Annotated in this window: 9 protein-coding genes and 1 other RNA gene; 6 read left to right on the forward strand and 4 right to left on the reverse strand. The window is 54.5% G+C overall.

All coding sequences use genetic code 11. From position 1 onward, the window contains the following. The first annotated feature begins 94 nt into the window (after positions 1-94). From FP815_04865 to ispD, 3 genes are all read left to right on the forward strand, one after another. Positions 95-814, forward strand: coding sequence for a hypothetical protein (locus FP815_04865; protein MBA3014268.1), 720 nt, complete (start codon positions 95-97; stop codon positions 812-814). A 92-nt stretch (positions 815-906) separates the two neighbouring features. Beyond that, positions 907-1,289, forward strand: an RNA gene (gene rnpB / locus FP815_04870) — RNase P RNA component class A. Between the two features lie 56 nt (positions 1,290-1,345). Further along, positions 1,346-2,536, forward strand: a complete 1,191-nt coding sequence (gene ispD / locus FP815_04875) for a 2-C-methyl-D-erythritol 4-phosphate cytidylyltransferase (protein ID MBA3014269.1) — start codon at positions 1,346-1,348, stop codon at positions 2,534-2,536. A gap of 2 nt (positions 2,537-2,538) precedes the next feature. On the opposite strand, the gene FP815_04880 is transcribed toward ispD, so the two are convergent. Continuing rightward, a complete protein-coding gene (locus tag FP815_04880) occupies positions 2,539-3,465 on the reverse strand; it encodes an ABC transporter substrate-binding protein (protein ID MBA3014270.1) in 927 nt (308 codons plus the stop codon). Between the two features lie 313 nt (positions 3,466-3,778). On the opposite strand from FP815_04880, the gene aroD reads away from it, so the two are divergent. From aroD to aroA, 3 genes are all read left to right on the forward strand, one after another. Then, a complete protein-coding gene (gene aroD, locus FP815_04885; protein MBA3014271.1) occupies positions 3,779-4,486 on the forward strand; it encodes a type I 3-dehydroquinate dehydratase in 708 nt (235 codons plus the stop codon). Further along, positions 4,476-5,294, forward strand: coding sequence for a shikimate dehydrogenase (locus FP815_04890; GenBank protein ID MBA3014272.1), 819 nt, complete (start codon positions 4,476-4,478; stop codon positions 5,292-5,294). Before aroD ends, FP815_04890 begins: the two co-directional genes overlap by 11 nt. 115 nt (positions 5,295-5,409) lie before the next feature. After that, positions 5,410-6,681, forward strand: a complete 1,272-nt coding sequence (gene aroA / locus FP815_04895) for a 3-phosphoshikimate 1-carboxyvinyltransferase (GenBank protein MBA3014273.1) — start codon at positions 5,410-5,412, stop codon at positions 6,679-6,681. Between the two features lie 24 nt (positions 6,682-6,705). Here aroA and FP815_04900 read toward each other — a convergent pair whose 3' ends face one another. The 3 genes from FP815_04900 to FP815_04910 all read right to left on the reverse strand — a co-directional run bounded on the left by FP815_04900 (position 6,706) and on the right by FP815_04910 (position 10,376). Further along, positions 6,706-7,068, reverse strand: a complete 363-nt coding sequence (locus FP815_04900; protein MBA3014274.1) for a response regulator transcription factor — start codon at positions 7,066-7,068, stop codon at positions 6,706-6,708. A gap of 151 nt (positions 7,069-7,219) precedes the next feature. Continuing rightward, positions 7,220-8,845, reverse strand: coding sequence for a glucose-6-phosphate isomerase (locus FP815_04905; GenBank protein MBA3014275.1), 1,626 nt, complete (start codon positions 8,843-8,845; stop codon positions 7,220-7,222). Positions 8,846-8,927: 82 nt separating this feature from the next. Continuing rightward, entirely contained in the window at positions 8,928-10,376 is a 1,449-nt protein-coding gene (locus FP815_04910) for an integron integrase (GenBank protein ID MBA3014276.1), read from the reverse strand. Positions 10,377-10,488 lie beyond the last annotated feature (112 nt).

Genomic DNA, 10,488 nt, shown 5'->3' on the forward strand with positions numbered 1-10,488 from the left:
CATTCCTGTCCATGTGACAGAAAACCAAAAAAACCCATTTTCCTTTTTTCTGACAGGAAACGATCAGCAAACCATATAACGTGAGGTGCGGACATTGAAAGAGGCTATCAAAAATTTAATGGACCTTCAGGCCATTGACCTTGATGTGCAGAAGATTGACGGTCGGATGGCCGACGGCCATGGAGAGTTGTTGTTGGTAAAAAAACGGATTGAAGAGGGCTACGCTGCAATCGACGATTACAAAGAGCAGTTTGAGCAAGGGGATAAACGGCGCCGCGAACTGGAGGCCACGCTTGCCGATGAGGCGGAGCGGATCAAGGATCGGCAGACTAAGCTGATGAGTATCCAGACCAACCGCGAGTACCAGAGTATCCTCAAGGAAATTGAAGATACCAAAGCGGCGAATGCTCAGCGGGAAGAGGAGCTGACCTTGCTCCTTGAACAGTCGGAGTTGATCCAGAAAAAGATCGGAGAGCTTGGCAAGCGTTGCGCTGAGATGGAAGCGCAGCTTGATGCAGACACTAAGCGGGTGGAGCAGGAGGCTGCCAAGTTGGAAACCGATAAGCAGAAAATCACCAAGTCCCGTGATGCCCAGGCTAAGAAGGTTGAGGCCAAATACCTCAATCGCTACGAGATGCTGCGGTCCAAGCGCAATGGCTTGGCCGTTACCGGAGTTACTCGGGGTGTCTGCCGGGGGTGCAATATGAATATTCCGCCACAGATGTTTAATCAACTGTTGAAAGAACAGGAGCTGTTGACTTGCCCAACCTGTAATCGGATGATGTACCATCTGCCCGAGGTTGAGGAGCGATGAGCTGAAGAACGTCGTTTTGTCGGGTTTTAGGTGGATGTGTTGCGTCTATCCACCGTACAGTGCGAATATTTACACACTATGCATTTCATTTTAGGAGTGGGTGCATGATCGCTGGTCCTGTTCGGGTCAGAGGAAAGTCCGAACTCCGCAGGGCAAGGTGGTTCGTAATGCGAACTGGGGGTGACCCCGAGGAAAGTGCCACAGAAAATATACCGCCAGGGCTCACGCCGTGGTAAGGGTGAAATGGTGAGGTAAGAGCTTACCGCCTCCGTGGTGACACGGAGGGCATGGCAAACCCCACCTGGAGCAACATCAAATAGGGAGACACTTGAGGGCGGCCCGCCCGATGTCTTCGGGTAGATCGCTTGAGGCGCCAGGTGACTGGCGTCCTAGAGAAATGATCATGGCCTTCTCCGGCTACCTTTCGGGGTAGTACGGGAGGGTACAGAATTCGGCTTATAGCCCACTCCTTTTTTTTGGCGGGCAGACGGAGTTGTTCCTTTGGTACTTCGGCCTGCCCGTATCTTTATTATGCCCACGACTGCATCACAATCAGCCGCAGCCATTATAACCGCCGGCGGCATTGGCCGCCGGATGGGCGGTGAAGTCCCTAAGCAGTTCCTCAGCCTGGGTGGCAAGCCGATCTTGGTTCGTACCGTGGAGGCCTTTATTCAGGCAGGGTGCTTCCAGTCGATCATTCTCACCGTTCCCAGCGCCACGATCCCCGAAGCGAAAGATCTCTTAGCACGATACGGCCTTGATGCCGACTGTCGCGTTGTTCCTGGCGGCGAGACGCGGCAGGACTCGGTCCTGGCCGGTTTGGAGGCCCTTGATAGGGTCATAGAGGTGGTCCTGGTGCATGACGGCGTTAGGCCTCTGGTCTCTCAGGCAATCATTGCCGGTTGTTTGGAGGCGGTTTGCGCTCATGGCGCCGCCATCACGGCAATTCCGGTAAAAGATACTCTCAAGGAGGCCTCTGGCCAGGAGGTCGTCAGGACCGTTGACCGTGAACGTCTGTGGCGGGCTCAAACACCGCAAGGGGCTCGGGTCGAGTTACTTCGCCAGGCTTATCAGGAGGCCAGCCGGGACCGTTTCTCCGGTACCGACGAGGCCTCGCTGCTTGAACGAAGCGGCTGCCCGGTCATTATTGTTGCGGGTTCTGAAACCAACATCAAGATCACCCTCCCGGAGGACATCGTTATGGCAGAGGCTTTGCTGGCAGCTCAACATGCTGCTGCGCTCGCGTATAAGATCGGCCATGGGTATGATGCCCACCGACTAGTGCCAGGCCGCGCCTTGATTCTTGGCGGAGTGAATATCCCTCACAGCGTCGGCCTGCTGGGTCACTCGGATGCGGATGTGCTGACTCATGCTTTGTGTGATGCCTTGCTGGGGGCTGTCGGCGGTGGTGATATTGGCCGTCATTTCCCCGATACTGATGCGCAGTATCAGGGGATCGACAGCCTGAAACTGCTGGCTCAAGTTATAACCTATGCAGCGGAGCGGGGATTTGTGCTGAGTAATGCCGATATAACTGTCGTTGCCCAGCGGCCAAAACTGGCCTCTTATCTTCCTCAAATGCAAAAAAACCTGGCGGAGGTCTGCCAGGTTTTTTCATCGGCCATCAATATCAAGGCCACCACTACCGAGTCGATGGGCTTTACTGGTCGCGAGGAGGGAATCGCCTGCCACGCGGTGGTTATGGTTGCTGCGAAGGCTTGAGTTTAGGTTGCCCGGGCCGCTTTGGCAAATTGGGTGTCGACAAAGACATCAAGGTCGATTTTGTCCTTCATGATGCCCATTTTGTGGTGCATGTAGTCTTGGATCACTGAGAGATCCTCGATGTTTGGGAAGAGATTGGCGGTGGTGATCCGGTCTGCCGGTTCGGTAAGTACCCGTTTGATGACTTCGGCCTTCTGGCCCAGGAAGTCCGCTCCTATCCGGGCGGCAGTGCTGACTGCGGTATCGATGAAGCGGCCGGACTTGACCAGGCTGTCGGTGAACTCGTGGACGGCGTCGGGGTGGTTTTCGATCATCTCATCACGCACCACCAGGGCGCAGCAGGGATGTTCCGGCCAGATGTCCTTGGATAGGGTGAACTCTTCACCATAGCCCTCGGTCACTGCCTGGGAGGCAAAGGGTTCGGCGACGATAAATCCTGCGATTTCACCCTCTTCGTCGTACTGGAGCGCCTCGACCATCTGACTCGGAGCCATGACTTCAAGCTGTACGTCTTTGCCCGCCCCTGGCTCGATGCCCGCCTCGCTGCACAGTTTATGGAGCAGCATGTTGTGGACCGAGAGCTGGTAGGGGATGATCACGACCTTGCCTTTGAAGTCTTGGATCGTCTGGATGTGGGCTTTTTTGTTGGTGATCAGCACGCTGCCTGACTTATGGCTAAAGAGGATCAGTTTGGCTTTCAGTCCTGCCTTGTAAAGATCCATAGCGGTGGGGGCCAAGATAAAGGCCGCATCGACCTGGCCGTCTTTTAATGAGTTGGCCACCTGCTGCCAGCCCATCATTGGCTGGCACTGGAGGTTGAGATATTTGGACTCCTCAACTCCCTTTCTTATCTTGTCCTGGGTAATGCCCAGAACCAGATGGTCGGTGATCTTCAGATGTGCCACCCTGAAATTAACTTTATCCGCCATGCAAGCTCTCCGATTTCAATTTGAAAACACTGGTTGCCTTGCGTGTTGCAACCTTGAATAGTTGATTATCGGTTAAGATGTCAAAAAATGTCAAGTGAGAATTTTTGCTCTTGCCTCTGGAAAAATCGGCAATCACTGAGTGAGCGGCGCAATTGATCACAGTGTTGATGCAATCTCCAGCTGAGGAGTCAGCACTGACCATCGGTTAACACGAGTTTAGGGTCATGTTGGATTCTGCTCATATTGACAAGACAAGCGCTTTGGAATAGGGTGCTCAACCTGATATTTATATTTTGAGGGAAACCATTTGCTTATGCAACAGACACCTTTGACCTTTGGCCTAATTTGTGTGGCCCTGTCCGGCTCAACCAGCGCGGATATCCTGGATCAGGCCACACCTGCTGCGCTGTTGGCTGATGTCCTTGAAATCCGTTTAGACAGCATGACTCAACCGGCGGTCTCTCCCTTTGTTGGGGTTATTGCCACTCCGCTGTTGTTTACCAATCGGGCGTCTTGGGAGGGTGGGAACTTTTCCGGCTCGGAAGAGAGCCGACTTGTTCTGCTTCATGAGGCGATAGCTGCCGGCGCCGCTTATGTCGACATTGAACTGAAGACCGATCCTGCCCTGCGTGATCCCTTGATTGCAGCAGCCAGACAACACGGCACCAAGTCCATTGTCTCTTGGCATAACTTTACTACCACACCATCCCCGCAAGCCCTACGCACGATCCTTCAGGAACAGTATCGCAGTAATGCGGACATCGGCAAAATTGTCACCATGGCCCAGAGTTTTCAGGATGTGCTGCGCGTCCTCGACCTTCAAACGGAGGCCGCCGAGATGGGGCTGCCGCTGATTGCCTTCTGTATGGGAGGGGCCGGGGTTATCAGTCGTGTCGCCACCCTTGGCCTTGGGGGCTTCATGACTTACGCCGCTGCCGACGGCAGTACGGGGACTGCCCCCGGACAGTTGACGATTTCCTGTCTACGCGCCATTGTCAAGGAGTTGGCTCATGCCAGTTAACGGCGCAACAGAAGTCTACGGCATCCTGGGTAATCCTGTCAGCCATAGCTTAAGTCCGGCCATGCACAACGCTGCGTTTCAGGCCCTGGGCTTAAATAAGGTGTACGTCCCATTTCCGGCGGTTGACGCGGGGGCGGCCATCCAGGGATTCAAGGCATTAGGAATCCGTGGCGCAAGCGTTACCATTCCTCATAAGCAGGCGGTGATTCCTTTTCTTGATTCTATTGATCCTGTGGCGGCAAAGATTGGCGCGGTCAACACCCTGGTTATTAATGAAGGCTTGGTCTTCGGGGCTAACACCGATTGGCTGGGAGCCAATGCCGCGCTCAAACAACTGACCCCCTTGCGAGGGAAAAAGGTGTTGCTCCTGGGGGCTGGCGGATCAGCGCGGGCAATTGGCTTTGGGCTCTTGGAAGAGGGGGCGGAGCTTACCTTGGCCAGCCGGACTCCTGCCACCGGCCAGGCTTTGGCCGAGGTCTTAGGCTGTCCTTGGGCGCCACTGAACTCAGTTATTGGTTTTGCTGCCGATATCCTGATCAACGCCACCTCGGTCGGCATGGGCAAAAGTACCGGCCTCTCACCTGTTCCCAGAGAGGCTGTGGCTAATTTTGCCTTGGTGATGGATATCGTCTACTCCCCTTTGGAAACTCTATTGCTTAGGGAGGCTCATGCCGCCGGGTGTCGGACGATTAATGGCCTGGCGATGCTCCTTTACCAGGGAGTCGCTCAATTTGAACGGTGGACCGGAGTCCAGGCCCCGGTCGAGATCATGCGCCAGGAGTTGGTCACGGGGATGGCAGGCCGCTGAACCCGGCATCCCCAGCAGGAATGATGTAATTTTTCAATTAGCCGTAGGTTGGGTCAGGTCGCAAAGCCGTAACCCAACGCGGATCTCTCAACCACTATTAACCTCTCCTCTTACCATGAAGACAATCACGCCCATCTCCCATATCGATACCGAGATCACTGTCCCCGGCTCCAAGAGCTTGACCCAGCGCGCGTTGATTGCCGCTGCGCTGGCTGATGGAGTCAGTACCTTGATCGGGCCATTGACCAGCGAAGATACCGATTATACCAGCGCGGCTCTTCGGGCCATGGGGGTTGTTATCGATAATTCCGGCCCTGACTGGCGGGTTGAGGGGAATGGCGGTCGGATCGCGACACCGGCGCAGCCGATCTTTCTTGGCAATAACGGCACGGCCACTCGTTTTTTGACCTCGGTCGCCGCCTTGGGCGCGGGCTCCTTTGCCATTACCGGCGGGCCTAGGATGGCGGAGCGGCCAATTCAGCCGTTGATGGAGGCGCTGCGTGGTTGGGGGGTGCGGATCGACAGTGTCAACAAGACCGGATGTCCGCCGCTTGAGATCGACGCTGCCGGTATTGAGGGCGGACAGACGCTGCTGCCTGAGGGCAAGAGCAGCCAGTATCTCTCTTCGCTCCTGCTGGTGGCGCCGTATGCCAGGAAGGGAGCGCGTCTTGATGTCGCGGGCGAGGTGCTGTCCAAGCCGTATGTCACCATGACGCTTGCGGTGATGAAGGCCTTTGGGGTGGAAGTTGAGTCGAGTCCGGCCCTGAATCGCTTTGTCATCCCCCAAGGGTGTTATCAGGCACATGAGTACCGAATTGAGGGCGATGCCTCCAGCGCCTCGTATTTCTGGGCGGCGGCGGCAATTACCGGCGGCAGGGTTACTGTAACGAACGTACCGGAGCCTTCATTGCAGGGTGATGCCGTGCTGGTCACAATGCTTGAGCGAATGGGCTGTCGGGTGGATAAGAGCGAAACCGGTATTACGGTGACCGGGCCGAAGGAACTTCGGGCGATTGAGGTGGATATGGGCGATTGCCCGGATGTGGCCCCGACCTTGGCGGTGGTGGCGGCCTTTGCCCGGGGCACTACGGTAATCAATAACATCGCGCATCTGAGGATCAAGGAGTGCGACCGTCTTCACGTGATGGCGACGGAACTGGCCAAGCTCGGAGTTAAGACCACCGAACGCGCCGACTCCTTGCTCATCGAAGGCGACCCGAGCCGGGCCTCGTTTAACGGCGGCACCATCAGCACCCATGACGATCATCGGATTGCCATGTGCTTTGCGGTGGCTGGGTTGGCTATCTCTGGGGTGGTGGTTGCCGATGAGGAGTGTGTGGTTAAATCGTTCCCCGATTTCTGGGAGCGTTTTGCACGGCTAGGCTAGGGCCTAAGAGGAACGGGTTCATGCTCATTTACGGGTTAGCTTGGTTATGGCCCGGTCCAGATAGGGGATAGAGCAGGGCTTGCTGATGAAGTCGTCAGCGCCAAGCTCCATCGCCAGGGTGCGATCGTGTTGGGAGTCGCGGGCGGTGAGCATGATGATTTTGATATCTGCGGTATCCTGGGCCGACTTCAGTTGCTGGCAGATATTACGGCCATCGCCTGCCGGCATGGTAATATCGAGGAGGATCAAGTCTGGGCTCTGGGTGGAGGCAATCTGCATGGCTTCGCTGGCATCATAGGCGTGCAGAATTTCGTGTCCCTGTTCGGTCAGAAACTTGGTGAATGAGATATGGATGGTACGATCATCGTCAGCGATAAGAATTTTCATAGGATCGAGGGCCTGAAAGGTTATGAATGAGTGGTTTGGGTCGCTGGTATAACGTAACTTTTGCTATCGTATAGAATCTGTCGTAGTTTGACAACTGTATTTATTACTCTGTTATTGAATTTGATAGTACTAAACTATCCTTAGTTTCGCCTTACTCCTGTCTTGCCGTTATCCCCGTCGCCTCAAGCAGCGCCCAGCCGATATCCCCCTCTTCGCCGCAATACCCATGATCCTTGCGCTTTTCCTTGAGATGGTCGAGCAGTTGCCCGGCCAGGACCTTGCCCAGCTGCACCCCTTCCTGGTCAAAGGAATTGATGTTCCAGATAAAACCCTGGAAGGCGATCTTGGCTTCATAGATGGCCAGCAGCGCCCCCATGGCAAACGGGGTGAGGCGCTCTGCCATTAGCAGGCAGTTGGGGCGGTTGCCCGGAAACCGGCGATTGGGGTTGTCGTGGGAGCGGCCAGTGGCCAAGGCCAGGGACTGGGCCAGTAGATTGGCCAGCAGTTTGTCTTGGGAGGTTGTGCCCTGGATGTTAAGATCTTCGCCGTACTGACTCTCTCGGAAGCCGATAAACTCAACCGGCACGATGGTGGTGCCTTGATGGATGAGTTGATAAAAGGCGTGCTGGCCGTTGGTGCCGGGTTCCCCCCAGATTACCGGTCCACTGTGGCTGGCCACAGGCCGTCCTGAGCGATCAATGGATTTGCCGTTGCTCTCCATGTCGCATTGCTGGAGGTGGGCGGTAAAGCGGAGTAGCGCCTGGCTGTAGGGGAGAATCGCCAAGGTGTCGTAGCCTAAGCAGTTGCGGTTCCAGATGCCGATCAGCGCGAGTAGCAGTGGAATGTTATTGCGGATATCAGTCTCTTCCGCCGCCTGGTCAACGGTGTTGGCGCCTCGTAAAATCTCCATCACCGCCTCATGTCCCAGGGCAAAGCCTAAGATCACCGCTCCCACCATGGAGGTCGCGCTGTAGCGGCCGCCGATATAGTCGAACATATAGAACGACTCTCGGTACCGCGCCGGATTGTCCATGGGGCCGCCCTTGCCGGTCACTGCCAGGAAGTGGCGTTGGGGGTCGAGCCCTGCCTTGGCAAAGGCGGCCCGTACCAGCTCCTCGTTGGTCAGGGTCTCAAGTGTCGAGCCGCTTTTTGACACTACGTTGACCAAAGTCCTGCTGAGATCAAGACCTGCTAGCACCTGGGCGGCATCGTCCGGATCGACATTGGAGATGAAGTGGACCCGCCGACCCGGCAGGCTAAAGCGGCGGAGTGCAAGATACAGAGCCCGTGGGCCTAAGTCCGAACCACCGATACCGACCAGCGCCATGTCCGTGAAGGCCTCGTTCTTGTGGTTGACCACAGCGCCCGAGTTCAGATCGGCAAGAAAGCGGTCCAGTTTGTCCAGTTCCTGGCGGGCCTGCCCGCTGGCCTCAGGATGGCAGGGGGTTTTACTGAAAACGTCGCGGACGGCAGTATGCAGCGCCATTCGATTTTCACTGTCATACCCTTCAATCCGGTTCATCACCGCCCCACGTTTCATTGCTTGAAATTGAGCGATGACGCCGCTCTCATCCGCTAAACGCTGCAGGGCGCTTACGATCGTGGCGTCAACCCGTTCAGTGCCATAGAGCAGGGTGAACCCGGCCATTTCGCTGCGCAGGGCCATGATCCGTTCTTGGTTTAAGGCACCTTCGGTCGTCAGGTCAAAGGGTTGTGTTGCCAAGTGCTGTAACTCATTCCATGCCGCATTGCTGGTAATGCCATGATAGCTTGTCATCGCTGCCCGCCTTTGCCAAATGATTGGCATCTCTTTGGATTGGTAAGAAATGGCTTTTAAAATTGACCCAAATTGCTTGAGTTTAAAAATCAAGAGGACTCTTCGCCTCTTTGAGGGTAACACTTTTTACGGTGTGCGTATAGATCATGGTGGTGCGCAGATCGCTATGGCCAAGGAGTTCCTGAATCGTGCGGATGTCATAGTTTGCCTGGAGCAGATGGCTGGCGAAACTGTGCCGAAAGGTGTGCGCCGTGGCTCGTTTGGGAATCATTGCCCGCCTTACCGCCCCAGTGATTGCCTTTTGCACATGGCTATCGTGTAGATGATACCGCCTGTACTCCCTGGTCTCTGGGACCATGGTCAACTCCTTGGCAGGGAAAAACCACTGCCAAACCAACTCTTTAGCTGCATTCTTATATTTCTTTTCCAATAGATTGTAAAGAAACACTCCGTTATACCCGGCATCACAATCACGCTGATGGAGGGCGGCAACGGCTTCAAATTGCTTTGTCAGTTCTGGCATGAGTGATTCCGGCAAGGGTACTGTTCGGTCTTTTTGTCCCTTGCCATCGTGGACGGTCAGCACACCGAAGTCGAAATTAAAATTTTGGACGCGAAGGTTCATGCATTCCGCCAACCGTAATCCGCAGCCATAGAGCAGCTTTATGATTAGGTCGTAAGGGTGCTCTGCGTTGGCAACAATCCTGTTAATTTCTTCACGAGACAAGACAACAGGGATGTAAGGTTTACGCTTAGCCCGGATGATCCCTTCAACCTTTGGGAACTCTTTCTCGAGGACATGCCGGAACAGGAACAACAGGGCATTGAAGGCCAGGTTCTGGCTGGAGGCCGAGACGTTGCGTTTGACTGCTAAGAAACTCAGGAAATCTTTAACGTCCGAGATCTCAATGAGTTGTGAGTCTTTACTCTTGACAAAAAATTGGAAATGATGAATCCAACCCTTATAGGCTTTTAGTGTTTTGGGAGAATAATGCCTGACTTTAATGGATGACTCCAAAGACATATAGACTTTTGTCCAGTCAGCGCCAGTATTTTTAGGTGAAGCCTGTTTCGTTAGCTCCTCCTCATTGTGGCTCGTAGATCGGTGAAGCAGGAGTGGGGGAGGTAATTCATCCCTGTCCTTGCCTTTTTCTTTGTTTTGTCCCACGGGATCACTACCCCGAGGTATGGACGGAGCGGAAAAGCTGGCTTTTCCTCCGGTGCTTCGGGTAGTTGAGGGTATTGATGTTTGTGGGGCGACGGGATGCGGGTGAGTTGATATGATTTCAAAATAGATCAATACTGCCTGCTCCGCCTGCCTTTGGAAGAATTTCGACTGGTTTTTTTCGAGTAACTTGGCAATGAAGGCGGGGACTTGCTGTTTGTCGGTGGGTGAGAAGTCGTATTTGTCGCAAAAATCCAGAAAGAACTTAAGCCATTTCCGGTAATGGTTTCGATACCGAGGAGGGACCTCTTTTCGTTCCAATAATTGGTTAAAGGGGTCAAGAATAGCGGGCGGAATTTCACGCATGTTTGATAACCAGTTTTATGTATAACATGTAAAAACGCATGATAACCTGTTAAGAACAAGCGTAGCAAAACCGGTTTTTGGATGTCAATGAGATTTTTTGCGGAATGATAAC

Source organism: Desulfobulbaceae bacterium (assembly GCA_013792005.1).
GTDB lineage: Bacteria > Desulfobacterota > Desulfobulbia > Desulfobulbales > VMSU01 > VMSU01.

Coding starts and splice junctions, on each gene's coding strand:
- FP815_04890 (MBA3014272.1), top strand. CDS start 4,476: ATGCCAGTTAACGGCGCAACAGAAGTCTACGGCATCCTGGGTAATCCT.
- FP815_04910 (MBA3014276.1), bottom strand. CDS start 10,376: ATGCGTGAAATTCCGCCCGCTATTCTTGACCCCTTTAACCAATTATTG.
- FP815_04900 (MBA3014274.1), bottom strand. CDS start 7,068: ATGAAAATTCTTATCGCTGACGATGATCGTACCATCCATATCTCATTC.
- FP815_04880 (MBA3014270.1), bottom strand. CDS start 3,465: ATGGCGGATAAAGTTAATTTCAGGGTGGCACATCTGAAGATCACCGAC.
- ispD (MBA3014269.1), top strand. CDS start 1,346: ATGCCCACGACTGCATCACAATCAGCCGCAGCCATTATAACCGCCGGC.
- aroD (MBA3014271.1), top strand. CDS start 3,779: ATGCAACAGACACCTTTGACCTTTGGCCTAATTTGTGTGGCCCTGTCC.
- FP815_04905 (MBA3014275.1), bottom strand. CDS start 8,845: ATGACAAGCTATCATGGCATTACCAGCAATGCGGCATGGAATGAGTTA.
- aroA (MBA3014273.1), top strand. CDS start 5,410: ATGAAGACAATCACGCCCATCTCCCATATCGATACCGAGATCACTGTC.